The sequence below is a fragment of the Streptomyces sp. AK010 genome (assembly GCF_014207295.1).
Taxonomy (GTDB): Bacteria; Actinomycetota; Actinomycetes; order Streptomycetales; family Streptomycetaceae; genus Streptomyces; species Streptomyces massasporeus.
Window position 1 is genome coordinate 290352 of sequence record NZ_JACHCX010000001.1, and the last position, 17866, is coordinate 308217.

Consider the following 17866-nt stretch of genomic DNA (forward strand, 5'->3'; position numbering starts at 1 on the left):
TGCTACCACGTCTGGCGGAATTTCACCCCTCTCAACATGCGGTTTCGTATGAACCTCCTGTCAGGTGGTACTCGGCCCGGTCGTCGAGCAGCAGGGGCACGAGCGCCCGCAGGGGCTGGCGCAGGGGCACGAGCACGCCGTCGGCGTCCTTGCGTACGCGCACTCCGTGCAGGGCGAGTTCGTCGCCGACCTCGGTGAACTGGGCGGCGGTGAGCCGGTAGCCACAGGGTGGGTTCGGGATGATTTCATCCGATTCGGGCTGATCGTTGTCGGCACCCCCGATGTACACGGGCCCCGTGTCGGCGTATCCCGCGAGCCGGGCCCTCGCCGTCGTCGCCTCGATGCGCGCGCGGCGCTGATCGGTATACCCGAACATGCCCCTGAGGGCGTCCAGTTGGGAGGTCACCCGACGCCGGTTGTTGAGCGCCTCGTCCGTCTTCTCCGCGTCGGTCAGCGGGTCCACCCGGCTCTCGATGAGCAGCCCGACGGAGTGCTTCACACCGGACATGTTGCGCAGAATGCGCTCCTGTCCGTCTCCGGCGACCTGCTTGACCGGCTCACCGGTCTCCGGGTCGGTCCAGATGCCGTAGGTGCCGGTCGAGTGGCCGGCCCGCTCGGCGGCGGGGCGGACGTACGCCTCGGACAGGGTCCGCGCCTCGTCGTGGACCGCCTCGTGGGTGTTGAGGTTGCGCGGCCACAGGTCGAAGAGGTCCTTGTCGTAGTACCGGGGTGTGGCGCCGTACTCGTGCAGGTCGTAGACGATGTCGGGGCGCTGGTCGCGGATGACGGCGGCCAGGGCGCGCCCCTCGGCGGTCTTCAGGGCGAGGTGGTCGCGGTTGATGTCGACGCCGTCGCCGTTGCCGCGTGTGTTCGCGGCCCGGCCGTCCGGGTTGGCGGTGGGCACGACCAGGACCGTGGTGCGGTCCAGGAAGCGCCGGGTGCGGCTGTCGCGGGCGTACGCGAGGTCGCGGACGGTGGTCAGGCAGGCCTCGCGGCCGGAGGGCTCGTCGCCGTGCTGGCTGCACACGAGCAGCACCTTGTTGGAGCTCGGACGGCTGCCGATCCGCACGAGCTGGAGCGGGCGGTCCTGCTTCGTCGTGCCGAAGCGGGTCAAGGAGACGCGGCCGCTCGACCGGTCGACGGCCTTGAGGAAGTCCTGCTCCTCGGGCTGGGTGGTCCAGCGGGCACCGTTCGACTGCTCGAAGCCGGTGCGGGGCGGGGGGTCGCCGGCCGCCTGTGCGGGTGCGGCGACCAGCGAGGCCGTGAGGGCCGCGGTGGTCGCTATCAGGGCGCCTGCACGGATCACTGGCTCGCCTCCGGGACACGGTGGGTGGTGCGCGGCTCCCGGACGCCGTCCAGGAACGTGGCATCGGGGGTGGCGGTGGCGGCGCCCGTGGTGGCGCGGGCGAAGGCGGTGGCCCCGCCGGTGAACGGGACGCGCGCCGAGGTGCGGGAGAGGTCGAGGGTGAGCTTCGGCTTGTCGGCGGGAGGATCGATGAGGCCCTGGTCGGTGCCCGCGACGATCAGCGCCAGACGGTGGCCCTTCGGGACGACATGGTCGGTCGCCGCGAGGTCGAGGGTGATCGTGTACCGCTTGCCCGGGGTGAGCGGGGAGCCCTTGTGGTCGGAGGCGTGGTTGCCGAGGTCGGCCCAGCCGCGGCTGACGACCGTGTAGTCGACGTCGGCGGTCTTCGCCTTCGTCTCCTTGAAGCAGGAGCTGTCCGCCGTGGTGCTTGCGCCCCAGCAGGTGCGGTCGGTCAGGGTGGTGATGCCTTCGCCCGCGTCGGCGTAGTCGCGGATCGTGGCGGGGCCGAGGTCCACGAGGACGGCGGAAAGGTGCGCCGTCGGGGTGGAGGGCGTCACGGTGACGGTCACCTCGGAGGGGCCGGACAGGCGCAGGTCCCGGGTGAGCGTCCGGGTGGTGAATCCGGCCTTCTCCGGTGTGGGCTTGTCGATCTGCGCGGCCCAGTCGGTCTCGCTCAGCTTCGGGTCGTCGGTGAAGCTCGCGGTGCCGTGACCGCGGCGCAGGCCGAGGGTGCCGACGCCGGCCTGGGCGCCGCGGTCGGGGCGCAGGGTGGCGGTGCGGGTGCCGCTCGGCGGCCAGACCCGGGAGGTGTCCCACTGGCCGGGGGCGCGCTCGATGTCGGCCATGGGCTCACGGTCGATGCCGTTGTCGATGCCCATGAGTTCGTGGTCGAACCAGCGGTGCAGCGTCTCGACCCATGCGCCGCGCCGGAAGTCGAAGGGGTCGACGTGGCCGGTCTGGGACAGCCAGATCTTGCGCTCGACGCCGTTCTTCGCGAGGGCGTTCCACCACGGGCCGACGTGCTTCATGCGGACGTTGAGGTCCTGCATGCCGTGGACCAGGAACACGCTGGCCTTGACCTTGCGCGCGGCCTTGACGTAGTCGCGCTCGCTCCACAGCGGGGTCCAGTCGCCGGTGCGCGGCGCGCCGTCGACGAGTTTGTGCTGGACGGCCGCGCACTTGGCGCGGGCGTCGGGGCTGTCGACGTAGTCCGACAGCCACTCGGGGCCGGAGTCGTAGAGGGGGGCGCCCTGCTGGAAGTAGTAGTCGTACCAGGAGGAGATGGCGCTGATCGGGACGATGGTCTTCAGGCCCTTGACACCGGTGGCGGCGACGCCGTTGGCGATGGTGCCGTCCCAGCTCTTGCCGATCATGCCGGTGCGGCCGTTGGTCCAGCCGGCCTGGGCGCGGGCGGTGCCGGTGCGGGTCGTGTAGGCCTTCGCGCGGCCGTTCAGCCAGTCGACGACGGCCTTCGCGGACTGGATGTCGGAGCGGCCGCCGACGTCCACGCAGCCGTCGGAGCGATTGGTTCCGGCCAGGTCCACGCCGACGAAGGCGTAGCCGCGCGGCACGAAGTAGTTGTCGTAGTAGAGCGGCATCCGTGCGACACGGCCCTGCGCGTCGTAGGTCTTCTTCTGGCTCTCGTTGCCGCGCCCGCAACAGGAGTAGTACGGGCTGGCGTCCATGATGACGGGGACCTTGCGGCCCTGCCGGGCGGTTTCGCGGGGGCGGACGATGTCGACGGCGACCCGGTCGGGCTTACCGTCCCGGTCACCGTCGAGACCGGTGTCCACCCAGACGGCCTCGCGGATGGCGTCCTCGTAGGAGTGGACGGGTTCACTCCCGCGCGGGGCGGCCTGTGCGGCCGCCGGGGTGAGCAGGGTGGCCAAGAGGGCGGCCGTGGCCGCCGTCGCGAGCGGTCTCCAGGTCGTGAAGCGCGTGCGTTTCGGCATGCGCCGGACGGTACATCGGTGAACTCCTGTTCAGAAGAGGGCGGCTGACGGACCGGCGTGTCATCGACGCGCCCGCGGGGCGGGTGTCTCATGTCGGCCGAATGGCGATCGTGTGACAGAAGGGGCCATGGACATGATCAGAGGCGCAGGGAGTCAATAGGCTCCGGACAGACCCCGGACAGACCCCTTACCGACCCCGGACAGACCCCGGGACCCTACGACTTGGAGCCTTGCGTGCACCGCAGAATCATCGCGCCGGGAGCCCTGGCAGCGGCCGTTCTCCTGCTGGCGATCCCGGCATCGGCCGTCCCCCACTCCCCCGGCGCGCCGGGTATCGGCGACCCCTACTACCCGGCCTACGGCAACGGCGGATACGACGTCTCCCACTACGACCTCCGGCTGAAGTACCAGCCGGCCACCGACGAGCTGGAGGGCACGGCGACCCTCGTGGCCCGCGCCACGCAGGACCTGACGAGCTTCAACCTGGACTTCCTGCTGGACGTCGGCGAGGTGCGCGTCAACGGCGCGAAGGCGTCGTTCCGGACCTCGGGCGAGCAGGAGCTGGAGATCACGCCGAAGACTCCGCTGGCCAAGGGCGCGCCCGTCACGGTCGTGGTGCGCTACCGCGGGGTGCCGTCGTCGAAGCAGGCCTTCGGCTTCACCAGCTGGCACCGCACCCCGGACGGCGGTGTCGCGGCGAACGAGCCCGAGGCGGCCGCGTGGTGGTTCCCGGCCAACGACCATCCGCTGGACAAGGCGACCTACGACGTCTCCGTGCTGGTCCCGGACGGCACGCAGGCCATCTCAGGCGGCACGCTCCAGTCGACGAGTTCGAAGCTCGGCTGGACCCGCTGGAACTGGCGGTCCGACAAGCCGCAGGCCACGTACCTCGCCACGCTCGCGGTCGGGAAGTTCGACATCACGACCGGCACGACCGAGGGCGGCATTCCGGTCCTCAACGCCTACAGCAAGGACCTCGGCGCGAACGCCGGTGCGGCGCGGGCGAGCATCGAACGGACCGGAGAGATCGCGGACTGGCTGGCCGGGTACTTCGGACCGTATCCCTACAGCGCGCTCGGCGGATACGTGCCGAACACGAACACCGGGTACGCGCTGGAGACCCAGACCCGGCCGTTCTACAGCCCGCGGCAGTTCGCGAACGGGTCGAACGCGTCGGTCGTCGTCCATGAGCTGGCCCACCAGTGGTACGGCGACGAGGTGTCGCTCAAGGGCTGGAAGGACATCTGGATCAACGAGGGGTTCGCGAGGTACGCGCAGTGGCTGTGGTCCGAGCACGAGGGCGAGGGCACCGCGCAGGAACTCGCCGACTACGTGTACGCCTCGCATCCGGCCGACGACCCGTTCTGGACGGTGAAGCCCGGGGACCCCGGCCCGGAGAACCAGTTCGACATCGCGGTCTACGACCGTGGCGCACTGGCCGTCCAGGCGCTGCGCAACAAGATCGGTGACGAGTCGTTCTTCGCGATCCTCAAGGGCTGGCCCGCGAAGTACGCCCATGGCAACGCCTCGGTGGCGGACTTCCGGCGGTACGCGGAGGAGGTCTCGGGCAAGCCGCTGGCGGCGCTCTTCGACACGTGGCTGTTCCAGCCTTCGAAGCCGGGGGTGCCGGCGGCCCGGGCGGCGGCGGTGGCCAAGGGCGCCAAGGGAGCGAAGGCCGTGTCCCAGCCCAGGTCGTGGAAGCGGATCGCCGCGACGAACGGGGTGCACGGGCACTGACATCCGCGGGTCGTGCAGGGGTGCACGGGTACTGACCTCCGCCTGTCGTGCGGGGGCGCCCAACGCACGCCGCACGACGGGAAGCCCGCGGCAGGGGGCGTCCGGCGCGACCCTGCCGCGGGCAACCCGCCGCCCGGCCCGCCGCCCCGCTCGACCCGGCGGCGGGCTGCCTCCCGCACGGGGTGTCGACGTGCTGCCCCGTCAGGGTGACGCCCGGCCTGCCGAACGGGGCCCGCCGTCTACGGTGGGGCCCGTACACCGTGACATGTGAGGGCGAGTCTGCTGACGAGGGAGCCGGACGTGCGGTAGCCGGCGGTCGTCGAGGCAGCGTCCGTGCTCGGGCTGCTCCCCACCGGGGTCGAGGACCTGCTGGGCCTTCGACAGCCAGGGCTGAGCCGGCACCGGGGCCCGGCAGCGCCGGGCGCCCGACAGGCCGCGACCTGCTACTTCGTCAGCTGCGACAGCTCCTGGTCCGCCGCCCGGGAGACGCGGCGGCGGATGCCGAACCAGCCCGCGACCAGCATGGCCGCGATCAGGGGGATGAGGAGGAGGGTCTTGCGGCCGACCTCGGGGTCGTTCCACATCATGCCGAGGCAGGCCAGCAGGAAGGCGATCGTGGTGATCTCCGTGACCGGGCTGAAGGGAAGCCTGAAGGAGGGGCGGGTGACCTGGCCGTCCTTGGCGCGGCGGACGAAGACCAGGTGGCAGACCATGATGATCACCCAGGTGCTGATGATGCCGAGGGAGGCGACGTTCAGCACGATCTCGAAGGCCTGGGCCGGCACGAGGAAGTTCAGGCCGACGCCGAGCACGCACACCCCGCAGGTCAGCAGGATGCCGCCGTAGGGGACCTGGCTGCGGTTCATGCGCGCGGTGAACTTCGGGGCGGATCCGGCCATGGCCATGGAGCGCAGGATGCGGCCGGTGGAGTAGAGGCCGGAGTTGAGGGAGGACATGGCGGCCGTCAGGACGACCAGGTTCATCACGTCGCCCGCGGCCGGGACGCCGATCTTCGACAGCACCGTGACGAAGGGGCTCTGGTCCGCCGAGTAGACCGAGCCGGGCAGGAGCAGGGCGAGGAGGACGACCGAGCCCACGTAGAAGAGGCCCACCCGCCACATGATCGAGTTCACCGCGCGCGGGACGACCTTCTCCGGCTCGGCGGTCTCGCCCGCGGCGACACCGACCAGTTCCAGCGCGGCGTACGCGAAGATCACGCCCTGCATGACCAGGACGACGGGCATCATGCCGTGCGGGAAGACGCCGCCGTTGTCGGTGATGACGCCCAGGCCCGGGGTCTGGCCGCCCACCTCGTGCTGTGTGGCGAGCAGGAAGATGCCGATGAACATGAACCCGACGAGCGTGGCGACCTTGATGATCGCGAACCAGAACTCCATCTCACCGAAGATCTTCACCGAGATGAGGTTCACGGCCAGGACCACCGCGAGGGCGACCAGGGCCAGCACCCACTGCGGGATGTCGGTGAACAGGCTCCAGTAGTGCGTGTAGAGCGCGATCGCGGTGATGTCGGCGATGCCGGTGGTCGACCAGTTCAGGAAGTACATCCAGCCGGCGATGTACGCGCCCTTCTCGCCGAGGAACTCGCGCGCGTACGACACGAAGGAACCCGAGGAGGGGCGGTAGAGCACGAGCTCACCGAGGGCCCGGACCACGAAGAAGGCGAAGATGCCGCAGACCAGATAGGCGATCGCCAGCGCCGGGCCCGCGTTGTGCAGGCGGCCGCCCGCGCCCAGGAAGAGCCCGGTGCCGATCGCGCCTCCGATGGCGATCATGTTGACGTGGCGGGCCTTGAGGTCCTTGCTGTAGCCGGCGTCGCCCGCGTCCGCGGGCACTGCGGCCGCATCGGTACGCGGCGTGGCCGCAGCCGTGTTCACGGCGTCCTTGCTCACGGTGGATCCACTCTCTGGTGCGCCCGAGCGGGTCACGCTCGGCTTCCGGACGTACATAAGGTCCGTGCCCTCGGTAAAGGCACAGACCAAGGGGCCACCTTCCCTCACGCCCCGCGGCTCACGCGGTGGCGCACGTCACAGAGCGCGACTTCTCACACTGCCGCCTCCCGGGACGCGGGAGGTTTCACAGCATGGGTGAGACAGCGATACTGCTGCACATGACGACCGACGCCGAGGGGCCGACCCTCACGATCGACGAGCTGGCAGCCCGGGCCGGCGTCACGGTGCGCACGGTCCGCTTCTACGGCACCAAGGGGTTGTTGCCCCCGCCGGTGCTCGGTCCGCGGCGCGTGGGGCACTACGGGCGTGAGCATCTGGCCCGGCTGGCGCTGATCGAGGAGTTGCAGCAGCAGGGCATGACGCTGGCCGGCATCGAGCGCTATCTGCGGCAGCTGCCGTCGGACCTGAGCGCGCACGACCTCGCCATCCACCGGGCCGTGGTGGCCTCCTGGGCGCCGGAGACCGTCCAGACGGTCACGCGGGCGGAGCTGGAGCGGCGGGCCGGACGGCCGCTCGGCGACGAGGACGTCGAGCGGCTCGCCGCGATGGGCGTGGTCCGGCCCGCGGACGGCGGGTACGAGGCCGACCTCGGCCTGCTCCGGCTCGGCGCCGGGCTGCTGGACGTGCCGCTCTCCCAGGAGGCGATCTTCGCGGCGCGCAAGGTCCTCGTCGAACACACGCGGGCCGCGGCCCGGGAGCTGTCCCAGCTCTTCCGCGGCGAGGTGGCCGAGCGCGACGCGCGGGACGTGCGCTCCTTGTCCGCGCACATGCACCCTCTGGTGGTGCAGGCGCTCCTCACCGCCTTTCAGCGGTCGCTGAAGGAAGAGCTGGGCGAGTGGCTCACCGGGCCGTCGGGCTCCGGCGGGTCAGCCGCGGGCTGAGTCGCTGAACCGCTCCCCCCGCTCCGCCTTCTCCACCAGCAGCGCGGGCGGGGCGAAACGCTCGCCGTACTGCTCGGCGAGCTCACGCGCGCGGGCCACGAAGCCGGGCAGGCCCCCTTCGTAGCCGTTGATGTACTGGAGCACGCCGCCGGTCCAGCCCGGGAAGCCGATGCCGAAGATGGAGCCGATGTTGGCGTCGGCGACGGAGGTCAGCACGCCCTCCTCCAGCAGCCGGACGGTGTCCAGCGCCTCGGAGAACAGCATCCGCTCCTGCATGTCCCGGAACGGGATCCGATACCCCGGCTTGGTGTAGTGCTCGCGCAGCCCGGGCCACAGGCCGGTGCGCTTGCCGTCGTCGCCGTAGTCGTAGAAGCCGGCGCCGCCGCTGCGGCCGGTGCGGCCGAACTCGTCGACCATGCGGTCGATGACGGCCTCGGCGGGGTGGGCCGTCCAGGTGCCGCCCGCCTCCTCGGCCGCGCGCCGGGTCTCGGCCCGGATCTTGCGGGGCAGGGTCAGCGTCAGTTCGTCCATCAGGGACAGCACCTTGGCCGGGTAGCCGGCCTGGGCGGCGGCCTGCTCGACCGAGGCGGGCTCGATGCCCTCGCCGACCATCGCGACGCCCTCGTTGATGAAGTGGCCGATGACGCGGGAGGTGAAGAAGCCGCGCGAGTCGTTGACGACGATGGGCGTCTTGTTGATCTGCCGGACCAGGTCGAAGGCGCGGGCCAGGGCCTCCTCGCCGGTGCGCTCGCCCTTGATGATCTCGACGAGCGGCATCTTGTCGACGGGCGAGAAGAAGTGCAGGCCGATGAAGTCGCCCTGGCGCTCCACGCCTTCGGCGAGGGCGGTGATGGGCAGGGTGGAGGTGTTGGAGCAGAGCAGCGCGTCGGGCTCCACGACGTGCTGGATCTCCTGGAACACCTTGTGCTTGAGGGAGGTGTCCTCGAAGACGGCCTCGATGACGGCGTCGCAGCCGGCGAGGTCCTGCCCCTCGGCGGTCGGGGTGATGCGGGCAAGCAGCGCGTCGGCCTTCTCCTGGGACGTACGGCCCTTGGAGACGGCCTTGGCGCACAGCTTCTCGGAGTAGCCCTTGCCCTTGAGGGCCGCCTCCAGGGAGACGTCCTTGAGGACGACGTCGATGCCGGCGCGGGCGCAGGAGTAGGCGATGCCGGCGCCCATCATCCCGGCGCCGAGGACGGCGACCTTGCGGACCTTGCGGGGCTCGATGCCCTGGGGGCGGTTGGCGCCGGAGTTGACGGCCTGGAGGTCGAAGAAGAAGGCCTGGATCATGTTCTTCGAGGTCTGGCCGGCCGCGAGGTCCACGAAGTAGCGGGCCTCGATGACCTGGGCGGTCTCGAAGTCGACCTGGGAGCCCTCGACGGCGGCGGCCAGGATGTTGCGCGGGGCCGGGTAGGGGGCGCCGTTGGTCTGCTTGCGCAGGCTGGCCGGGAAGGCGGGCAGGTTCGCGGCGAACTTGGGGTTGGCCGGCGTGCCGCCCGGGATGCGGTAGCCCGGCTTGTCCCAGGGCTGCTGGGACTCGGGGTTGGCGTCGATGAAGGCGCGGGCCTTGGCGAGCATGTCCTCCTGGCTGTCGGCCACCTCGTCGACGAGGCCGTTCTCCTGGGCGCGGCGCGGGCTGTACTGGGTGCCCTGGAGGAGGACTTTCAGCAGGGCGTCGGCGATGCCGAGCAGGCGGACGGTGCGGACGACGCCGCCGCCTCCGGGGAGCAGACCGAGGGTGACCTCGGGGCAGCCGATCTTGGAGCCGGGCGCGTCGAGGGCGACGCGGTGGTGGCAGGCGAGGGCGATCTCGTAGCCGCCGCCGAGGGCCGCGCCGTTGAGGGCGGCGACGACGGGCTTGCCGAGGGTCTCGATGCGGCGCAGGTTCCGCTTGATGGCCATGCCGCCGTCGAACAGCTCCTGGGCCGTCTCGGGCGTGACGCGGATGAGGTCGCGCAGGTCGCCGCCGGCGAAGAAGGTCTTCTTCGCGGAGGTGATGATGACGCCCCGGATGGAGTCCTTCTCGGCCTCCAGGCGGTCGGTGACGGCGGCCAGCGAGTCGCGGAACGCCTGGTTCATGGTGTTCGCGGACTGGGTGGGGTCGTCGATGACGAGGGTGACGAGGCCGGTGCGGTCCTGTTCCCAGCGGATGGTGGTGGACTCAGTGCTCATGTGGAGGTGCTCCGTGTGATCCGTCGGGAGGGGGTCAGATGCGCTCGACGATGGTGGCGACGCCCATGCCGCCGCCGACGCACAGCGTGGCGAGGCCGTAGCGCTTGTCCTGGCGCTCGAGTTCGTCCACGAGGGTGCCGAGGATCATCGCGCCGGTGGCGCCGAGGGGGTGGCCGAGCGCGATCGCGCCGCCGTTGACGTTGACCTTGTCCAGGGACAGGCCCATGTCCCTCACGAAGCGCAGCACGACCGCCGCGAACGCCTCGTTGATCTCGACGAGGTCGATGTCGTCGATGGTCAGTCCGGCCTTGGCGAGGGCCTTGCGGGTGGCGGGGGCGGGGCCGGTGAGCATGATGGTCGGCTCGGAACCGGACACGGCGGCGGAGACGATCCGGGCGCGGGGGGTGAGGCCGTAGCGCTCGCCGACCTCCTTGGAGCCGATCGCGACGAGCGAGGCGCCGTCGACGATGCCGGAGGAGTTGCCCGCGTGGTGGACGTGGTCGATCTTCTCCACCCAGTGGTACTGCTGGAGGGCCACGGCGTCGAAGCCGCCGAGTTCGCCGATGTCCGCGAAGGACGGCTTGAGCCCCGCGAGGGAGTCGGCGGTGGTGCCGGGGCGCGGGAACTCGTCGTGGTCGAGGACGACGAGGCCGCTGCGGTCCTTGACCGGGACCACGGACCGCTCGAAGCGGCCGTCCTTCATCGCGGTGGCGGCCCGCTCCTGGGAGAGCGCCGCGTACTCGTCGACGTCGCGTCGGGAGAATCCCTCGATGGTCGCGATGAGGTCGGCGCCGATGCCCTGCGGCACGAAGTTGACCTCGAGGTTGGTCATCGGGTCGTTGAACCAGGCGCCGCCGTCGGAGGCCATCGGCACCCGGGACATCGACTCGACGCCGCCCGCGAGGACGAGGTCCTCCCAGCCGGAACGCACCTTGGCGGCGGCCAGGTTGACGGCCTCCAGGCCCGAGGCACAGAAGCGGTTCTCCTGCACACCGGCGACCGTGTCGGGCAGGCCCGCGGCGATGGCGGCGATCCGGGCGATGTCGGAGCCCTGGTCGCCGACCGGGCCGACGACGCCGAGGACGATGTCGTCGACGGCGGCCGGGTCGAGGTCCGGGAACCGGGCGCGGATCTCGTGGATGAGTCCGACGACCAGGTCGATGGGCTTGGTGCCGTGCAGGGCGCCGTTGGCCTTGCCGCGGCCGCGCGGGGTGCGGATCGCGTCGTAGACGTACGCTTCGGTGCTCACGAGGGGGCCTTTCACTGAGGGTTTCGGGACGACGGGAGGAGCCCGGGGACGTCCCAGTCCCGGGCGACGTCCGCCGTGTCGGCGCCCGGCCGCGCCGGGCCGGTGCGGACGGAGGTCGGGGTCGCGGAGAAGCGGGGGGCCGGGGCGGGCTGGGTGATGCCGCCGTGGTCGGTGAAGGTGCCGCGGGCGGCCAGGTGCGGGTGGTGCGGGGCCTCGCGCAGGGACAGCACGGGCGCCACGCAGGCGTCGGAGCCGTCGAAGACGGCCGCCCACTCGTCCCTGGTGCGGCTTTTGAAGCGGGTGGCGACCTGCTCGCGCAGTTCACCCCAGCGGGTGACGTCCTTGCGTGCCCCGTCCTGGTCCTCGACGCCGAGGAGGGCGAGGAACTCCGCGTAGAACCGGGGTTCCAGGGCGCCGACGGCCATGTACCGGCCGTCGGCCGTCTCGTACGTGCCGTAGTAGGGGCAGCCGCCGTCCAGGAGGTTGGCGCCGCGGCGGTCCTGCCAGCCGCCGGCGGCGAGCATGCCGTGGATCATCGTGGCGAGATGCGCGGTGCCGTCGACGATGGCGGCGTCGACGACCTGGCCGGTGCCGTTCGCGCGGGCGTGGTGCAGGGCGGCGAGGACGCCGACGACGAGGTAGAGGGAGCCGCCCGCGTAGTCGCCGAGCAGGTTCGCCGGGACCGCGGGCGGTTCGTCAGGGCGGCCGATCATGCCGAGGGCGCCGGTGGGGGCGATGTACGCGATGTCGTGCCCGGCACGCTGGGCGAGCGGGCCGTCCTGGCCCCAGCCGGTCATCCGGCCGTAGACGAGGCGCGGGTTGCGGGCGTGACAGTCCCCGGGGCCGACACCGAGGCGTTCCGCGACGCCGGGGCGGTAGCCCTCGACGAGGACGTCGGCGCGGGCCACGAGGTCGAGCACCCGGTCCGGGCCGTCCGGGGCCTTCAGGTCGACGACCACCGAGCGCTTGTTGCGGTTGGTGACGTCGTACGCCGGGTCGATCGCGAGCCCTGGGCCGCCGGGCCGGTCCACGCGCACCACGTCGGCCCCGAGGTCGGCCAGGAGCATGGCGGCGAACGGGCCGGGCCCGATGCCGGCCAGCTCGACGACGCGCACGCCGGTGAGCGGACCGTGTCCTGGCGTCCTTGCCGTGGTCATCCAGCCCCCATGCTGTGACACAACTGATGTAACACCAGCGATGCTAAGAACGTGTTCCACTCGGCACAAGACCCGAACGAGCAAGCGCTTAGCAATCTGCCGGACGGGTCAGCCTCCGTCCAGCACGACTATCAGCCGCTTCGGCGCGATCACCCGGTAGCTCTCCTCCACCCAGTCGCAGAGCACCTCGGCGGCGGGGGCACCCTGCTGCTCCAGGGGGATGCTCACCCAGCCCGCCTTGCCCAGGCCGTATCCGGCGGGCTCGGCGCCGGGGCAGGCCAGCGCGTGGGCGTGCGCCGGCTCGTCCTTGAGCTTCACCGTCACCCCCAGGGGGTAACTGCCGTCCTGGACGCCGAGGAAGACGAACACCTTCTTGTTGACCTTCGCGACGGACTCGCCCCAGGGGAACTCCTCGACGGCGTCCGGCAGCCCCAGCGCGAACGCGCGCACCTTCTCCCACTTCTTCAGGGCATTCCTGGGCACGGCCATCGTCGTCCTCCGGGCTCGTCGTCACAGCTCCGCACTCCTCACGCTAGCCTCGGCCACCGACAGCGGCACGGGCTGCACGACCGAGGGGTGTCATGAGCAGGCAAAGCAGGACGGACCGTCCGTACGACATCGTGCTCTTCGGAGCGACCAGTTTCGCCGGGGCGCTCACCGCGGAGTACCTGGCGGCCCACGCGCCGAAGGGGCTGCGCTGGGCGATCGCGGGCCGCAACGCCGACAAGCTGGAGCGGCTGCGGGAGCGGCTGCCCGCCGACGCGAAGGTCGGGGTGGAGCGGGCGGACGTCTCCGACCCGGCCTCGCTGCGCGACCTCGCCGGGAAGGCGCGCGTGCTGGCCACGACGGTCGGCCCGTACGTGAGTTACGGCGAGGAGCTCGTCGCCGCCTGTGCGGACGCCGGGACCGACTACCTCGACCTGTGCGGCGAGCCGGAGTTCGTGGACCTGATGTACGTCCGGCACGACGCCCGAGCGCGGGAGACCGGGGCGCGGCTGGTGCACGCCGCCGGGTTCGACTCGATCCCGCACGACCTGGGCGTGTACTTCACCGTGCAGCAGCTGCCCGAGGACGTGCCGCTGGCCGTGGAGGGCTTCGTCACCGCGGACGCGGCGTTCTCGGGCGGGACCTTCGCCTCCGCGCTCGGCCAGTTCGCACGGCAGCGTCAGATGGCGGCGGCCGCCCGGGACCGGCGGCGGCACGAGCCGCGGCTGGTGGGCCGGCGGGCCTCGGCGCCGTTGGGCGGGCCGCGGTTCGCCAAAGAGGTCGGCGCGTGGGCGCTGCCGATGCCGACCATCGACCCGCAGATCGTGCGGCGCTCGGCGTCGGCCCTCGACCGGTACGGGCCCGACTTCCGCTACCGGCAGTACGCGGCCGTCCGGCATCTGCCGGTCGCGGTCGGCGGGGTCGCCGCGGTCGGCGCGCTGGTCGCGGCGGCTCAGGTGCCGCCCGCGCGGCGCTGGTTGTCGGACCGGTTCAAGCCCGGCGACGGGCCGAGCCCCGAGAAGCGGGCGAAGAGCTGGTTCTCCGTGCGCTTCGTGGGTGAAGGCGGCGGTCAGCGGGTGTACACGGAGGTCTCGGGCGGCGATCCCGGCTACGACGAGACGGCCAAGATGTTCGCCGAGTCGGCGCTGTGCCTCGCCTTCGACGACCTTCCGCAGACGGCGGGTCAGGTCACCACGGCGGTGGCGATGGGCAACACGCTGATCGACCGGCTGCGCCCGGCGGGCATCCGCTTCCGCGTCGCGTCGGCGCGCTGAGGGTCCTACAGCGGCCACTCGGCGATGGTGTAGATCATCCCGGCGATCCAGCCGAGCCCGGCCAGCACGGCGAGGATCAGCCCCAGGGTGACGGCCCGCTCGACGGTCTGGGTCGGGCCGGCAACAGGCTTGGGGGCACGGTGCGTTGTCATGCTCCCCAGCCTGCCGAGGGGCGCGTCGGCGGGCATCCGTACAGGTACTCAGGACCGGTACTCAGATCCGGCCGCCCGCCCCGCTGGAAGCCGTCGACGCCGTGCGGGAGGAGCATGTGGTGTGGCTCGACGAGCAGGACCGGCAGGGGGTCTTCCTCGCGTCCGGGCGCAGGAACCCCCGCGACGGCGGGGTGATCATCGCCGTCGCGGAGGACCGTGCGCGGATCGAGGAGATCACCGCGAAGGACCCGTTCGTCACCGCGGGCGTGTGCGCGTACCGCGTCACCGAGTTCACGGCGCCGAAGACGGCGCCCGCGCTGGATGCCTACCGGGAGACCCTCTGAGGCATCCGCCTCACTTGCCCAGTGCGCGCTGCAACTGGCTCTTGTTCATGCCGGAACGGCCCTCGACGCCCTTGCGCCTGGCCTCCTGGTACAGCTGGTCGTAGGTGGGTTCCCGGGAACCCTGCCCGGAGCGCTGGCCGCCCCGCTTGCCGGAGGACATGTCCTGGGTGGAGGTGCGGCTGGCGGTCTTCGACTCGCCGGAGCGGGCGCGTTCCTTGTTCACCGTCCGCGCGGCGATCTCCTTGGCGCGGCCGGTGCTCTCGCCCCGGTCCTTCGCACTCTCCTTGATGTGCTCGTACTGGCGCTCGCGCTTGGAGCTCGCACCGCGTGGCATGCCCGCTCACTTCCTTTCCCGATCAGTGAACGGGTACCCACACTGCCAACGATCAGGGCACCCCGCATGCTCAGTGCTCCAGGCGGGCAACCCGGCCTTTCTCGCCGGCGGCCCAGCACCCGTGGTCCGGGGTGCAGCCGACGGTGTCGTAGGAGCCCGTGTCGACGGTCCGCCAGGTGCGGCCGGCGTCCGTGGTGAGGTCGGTGCCGGTGGGGCCGACCGCGAGGGCCGCGGTGCGGCTGTGCGGGAGCCAGGCGACGCCGGAGCGATAGGCGGGCGGGGCGGTGACGGCCGGGCGCCAGGTGCGGCCGCCGTCGAAGGAGCGGGCGGCGGCGTTCGACGAGGGCTGGTCGGGGCGGAAGTCGCCGCCGACGGCGAGGCCGTGGGCGCGGTCGCGGAAGGCCAGCGCGAAGACGCCCCGGGCGGGGTCGCCCGCCGGGAGGGGCGTGTCGGTGGCCGTCCAGGTGCGTCCCCGGTCGGCGGAGTGCAGTACACGCGCGCGCGGCGCCCCGCCGGTGGCCAGCCAGACGTCCTTCGGCCCGGACGTCACCAGGCACTGGCCGCTCGCGGCGAATCCGGCCTCGCCCTCCTGCGCGGCCGGCATGCCCCGGTCGGGCAGCGCCTTCCAGCTCCGGCCGCCGTCGCCGGTCGACAGGATGCGGAACTTCCCGTCCACCGGGTCGCTCATCGCGAGGCCGTGACGGTGGTCGAAGAAGGCCAGGCAGTCGTAGAACGCCTTGGGGTCGGTGTTGCGGAAGGACTCCGTCCAGGTCGCTCCGCCGTCGTCGGTGCCGTAGACGCGGGACGCCTCGCCCGCGCCGATGGCCAGGACCACGGCCCGGCGCGCGTCGAACGCCTCGACGTCCCGGAATTGCAACTCCCCCGCGCCCGGCGGCGAGACGTCGCGCCAGGCCGCCCCTCCGTCGGTGGTGCGCAGGACGGTGCCGCCGGTGCCGGCGACCCAGGCGGTGGTCCGGCTGACGGCGGCGAGGCCCCGGAACCGTGCCTGCGGAGCGCCGGTGTCCTTGAGTTCCCAGTGCGGCCCCCGGCCCAGGGGTTCGTGTGCCTGTGCCGGTACGGCGGTCAGGGCTGCCAGTGCCGCCGCGCAGACCGCCATCGCGGTCGCCCTGCTGCGTGTTCGTCCCGTCCGCCGCGTGCTCCCCATGCGCCTCATGGCCGGGGAAGCTAGCCCACCGTCCGGGTGCCGTCCAGATGGCCTCATGGATGCTCCGCGTGGTGCGGCGGGCGCCACACGTGCCCTTGGAGACACACGAGGAGAGTCACGTCACTCCGGTGCATGAACGCGGTGACAGAGGTCACTCGCAATTCGTGTGCACGGATTGGCTGATTCCGTCGTCTCTTCCCATGCCCGGTCTCATCCGCCCGGACGTGTCCGTCCAGCCGTCACAAGGGAGCAAGGCGTTGTCCATCGTCATCGAGCAGCCCGTGGAGGCCCGCCTCGTCGCCGCCGCGCCGCGTATGCCGAGCATTCCCGCGACGCTTCACTACGACCGGCGTGATCCTTTTGCCGTCCGTATGACCTTCCCCGCGCCGGCCACGCTGGAGGGCGTCGAGGTCTGCTGGACCTTCTCCCGCGAGCTGCTCGCCGCCGGCCAGAAGGGCGCCGAGGGGCAGGGCGACGTGCGCGTGCGGCCCTACGGCTACGACCGCACGGTGCTGGAGTTCCACGCGCCGGAGGGCACCGCCGTGGTCCACGTCCGCTCCAGCGAGATCCGCCGGTTCCTCGAGGCCACGAGCGAGCTCGTGCCCGTCGGTCTTGAGCACCTCCAGCTGGATCTGGACCACGGTCTCGCCGAGCTGATGCGGGACGCGTGCTGAGCTGACGGGACCGGGGGCCGCGCCGAGCCGGGGCGGTGTCGCCCCTGCCTCAGCCGGCCCGGGCAGGCATCAGGGCGACGCCGCCACCGCACGCCCCGCCGTCACCGCCGTGCTCACCTCGCGCACGATCGACGCGAGCCCGGGCATCGACGCGCCCGCCCGTTCCGTCAACTGCTCGATGCGCCGGTCACAGGTGTCCTCGTCGAGGAGGTCCGCCGCCGCGGCGAGGACGGCGAGTGCGGCGTCCCGCTCGGAGATCCGGGCGACCGGCAGCGCCCCGTGGAGGACCTGCCGTGTCTCCTCCCGCAGCGCCTCCACGACGGCCACCCGCTCCAGCGCGTACTCCACGGTCGGGAACACGCCCAGGACCCGTCGCTTCTCCGCCCGCAGAAACCCGTCGGCCACCAGCTGCTCCCGCACGGCGTCGAAGGTCACCCGCGACCGCAGCGTCACCCACGTCCGCCAGGGGTGCGGGCACGACTCGCGGACGAGTTCGAGCAGCCCGTCGAGGACCGCGTCACCCGCGCTCGCGTCCAGGTCGACCGGCGTGGCGATGCCGTCCTCGCCGGTGAGCAGGCCGCGCCGGGCCAGCTCGACGAGGGCTCCGGCCCGCACCGGAGCGGGCCGGTGGGCGGTGGCGCCGGCGGCCGGTCCCGCGGCGTCCCAGGCCAGCAGGCAGAGCCGGGCCGACAGCGTGAGCGGACCGTTGGACACGGGGCCTCCTCGGGGCGGAACGATCGAGTCGCACGTTAATTCGTTGACAGGTTCAGAGCGCCCTCCTACGGTGTAAAGCGTCCCTGTTGCCGCCGATTGGAGAAGGACGTTGCTCGTCTGAGGTCCTGAGACACCGCGTCACACCCCTTCGTGGTGTGCGCTGCGTGCGACCTCGGCGTTCGAGCCGTCCCTCCGGTGCAGGGCATTTCTCATGTCCGTGATGTGCCCATGGAGCCTCACCCCCTGGTCGCAGGTGTCTCGACACGCGTTTGCCCCTGACCGCTTCGAGCAACCGCGAA

16 protein-coding genes are annotated in these 17866 nt (G+C 71.8%); 5 read left to right on the forward strand and 11 right to left on the reverse strand.

Translation table 11 applies throughout. The features are described from left to right. Window positions 1–31 precede the first annotated feature (31 nt). Both HDC93_RS01375 and HDC93_RS01380 read right to left on the reverse strand, forming a co-directional pair. Window positions 32–1306, reverse strand: coding sequence for a M14 family metallocarboxypeptidase (locus tag HDC93_RS01375; protein ID WP_185006317.1), 1275 nt, complete (start codon window positions 1304–1306; stop codon window positions 32–34). Continuing rightward, window positions 1303–3258 (reverse strand): Xaa-Pro dipeptidyl-peptidase, encoded by a 1956-nt coding sequence (locus HDC93_RS01380; protein ID WP_185006319.1) that lies wholly within the window; start codon window positions 3256–3258, stop codon window positions 1303–1305. Before HDC93_RS01380 ends, HDC93_RS01375 begins: the two co-directional genes overlap by 4 nt. Before the next feature lie 234 nt (window positions 3259–3492). Here HDC93_RS01380 and HDC93_RS01385 point away from each other — a divergent pair, with 234 nt between their 5' ends. Next, the gene (locus tag HDC93_RS01385; RefSeq protein ID WP_185006321.1) at window positions 3493–4995 is read left to right on the forward strand and encodes a M1 family metallopeptidase; all 1503 of its coding nucleotides are present in this window, start codon (window positions 3493–3495) and stop codon (window positions 4993–4995) included. Window positions 4996–5438: 443 nt separating this feature from the next. Here HDC93_RS01385 and HDC93_RS01390 read toward each other — a convergent pair whose 3' ends face one another. Then, window positions 5439–6905: an amino acid permease gene (locus HDC93_RS01390; protein WP_185006323.1), complete on the reverse strand. Its 1467-nt coding sequence runs from the start codon at window positions 6903–6905 to the stop codon at window positions 5439–5441. 218 nt (window positions 6906–7123) lie between these two features. Here HDC93_RS01390 and HDC93_RS01395 point away from each other — a divergent pair, with 218 nt between their 5' ends. After that, window positions 7124–7846, forward strand: coding sequence for a MerR family transcriptional regulator (locus HDC93_RS01395; RefSeq protein ID WP_185006920.1), 723 nt, complete (start codon window positions 7124–7126; stop codon window positions 7844–7846). Here HDC93_RS01395 and HDC93_RS01400 read toward each other — a convergent pair. The 4 genes from HDC93_RS01400 to HDC93_RS01415 all read right to left on the reverse strand — a co-directional run bounded on the left by HDC93_RS01400 (window position 7832) and on the right by HDC93_RS01415 (window position 12913). Next, window positions 7832–10018, reverse strand: coding sequence for a 3-hydroxyacyl-CoA dehydrogenase NAD-binding domain-containing protein (locus HDC93_RS01400; RefSeq protein ID WP_185006325.1), 2187 nt, complete (start codon window positions 10016–10018; stop codon window positions 7832–7834). The genes HDC93_RS01395 and HDC93_RS01400 overlap by 15 nt on opposite strands. Window positions 10019–10052: 34 nt before the next feature. Beyond that, window positions 10053–11267, reverse strand: coding sequence for an acetyl-CoA C-acetyltransferase (locus HDC93_RS01405; protein WP_185006327.1), 1215 nt, complete (start codon window positions 11265–11267; stop codon window positions 10053–10055). Between the two features lie 11 nt (window positions 11268–11278). Beyond that, window positions 11279–12424: a CaiB/BaiF CoA-transferase family protein gene (locus HDC93_RS01410; RefSeq protein WP_185006329.1), complete on the reverse strand. Its 1146-nt coding sequence runs from the start codon at window positions 12422–12424 to the stop codon at window positions 11279–11281. 108 nt (window positions 12425–12532) lie between these two features. Then, the gene (locus tag HDC93_RS01415) at window positions 12533–12913 is read right to left on the reverse strand and encodes an MmcQ/YjbR family DNA-binding protein (protein WP_185006331.1); all 381 of its coding nucleotides are present in this window, start codon (window positions 12911–12913) and stop codon (window positions 12533–12535) included. Between the two features lie 92 nt (window positions 12914–13005). On the opposite strand from HDC93_RS01415, the gene HDC93_RS01420 reads away from it, so the two are divergent. Beyond that, window positions 13006–14184, forward strand: a complete 1179-nt coding sequence (locus HDC93_RS01420; RefSeq protein ID WP_185006333.1) for a trans-acting enoyl reductase family protein — start codon at window positions 13006–13008, stop codon at window positions 14182–14184. A gap of 5 nt (window positions 14185–14189) precedes the next feature. Here the strand turns inward: HDC93_RS01420 and mmpA are convergent, their stop codons facing one another. Beyond that, entirely contained in the window at window positions 14190–14336 is a 147-nt protein-coding gene (mmpA, locus tag HDC93_RS01425; protein ID WP_167345880.1) for a morphogenic membrane protein MmpA, read from the reverse strand. Between the two features lie 65 nt (window positions 14337–14401). Here mmpA and HDC93_RS01430 point away from each other — a divergent pair, with 65 nt between their 5' ends. Continuing rightward, window positions 14402–14680: a YciI family protein gene (locus HDC93_RS01430; RefSeq protein WP_185006922.1), complete on the forward strand. Its 279-nt coding sequence runs from the start codon at window positions 14402–14404 to the stop codon at window positions 14678–14680. Window positions 14681–14690: 10 nt separating this feature from the next. On the opposite strand, the gene HDC93_RS01435 is transcribed toward HDC93_RS01430, so the two are convergent. Next, window positions 14691–15014 carry a plasmid stabilization protein gene (locus HDC93_RS01435; RefSeq protein ID WP_185006335.1) on the reverse strand — a complete coding sequence of 108 codons (324 nt, stop codon included), beginning with the start codon at window positions 15012–15014 and terminating at the stop codon, window positions 14691–14693. A gap of 70 nt (window positions 15015–15084) precedes the next feature. Further along, the gene (locus HDC93_RS01440) at window positions 15085–16131 is read right to left on the reverse strand and encodes an oxidoreductase (protein ID WP_185006337.1); all 1047 of its coding nucleotides are present in this window, start codon (window positions 16129–16131) and stop codon (window positions 15085–15087) included. Window positions 16132–16436: 305 nt separating this feature from the next. On the opposite strand from HDC93_RS01440, the gene HDC93_RS01445 reads away from it, so the two are divergent. Further along, window positions 16437–16853: an SsgA family sporulation/cell division regulator gene (locus tag HDC93_RS01445; RefSeq protein ID WP_031109063.1), complete on the forward strand. Its 417-nt coding sequence runs from the start codon at window positions 16437–16439 to the stop codon at window positions 16851–16853. A gap of 69 nt (window positions 16854–16922) precedes the next feature. Here the strand turns inward: HDC93_RS01445 and HDC93_RS01450 are convergent, their stop codons facing one another. Beyond that, a complete protein-coding gene (locus tag HDC93_RS01450) occupies window positions 16923–17567 on the reverse strand; it encodes a GPP34 family phosphoprotein (protein ID WP_185006339.1) in 645 nt (214 codons plus the stop codon). Window positions 17568–17866: the final 299 nt, after the last annotated feature.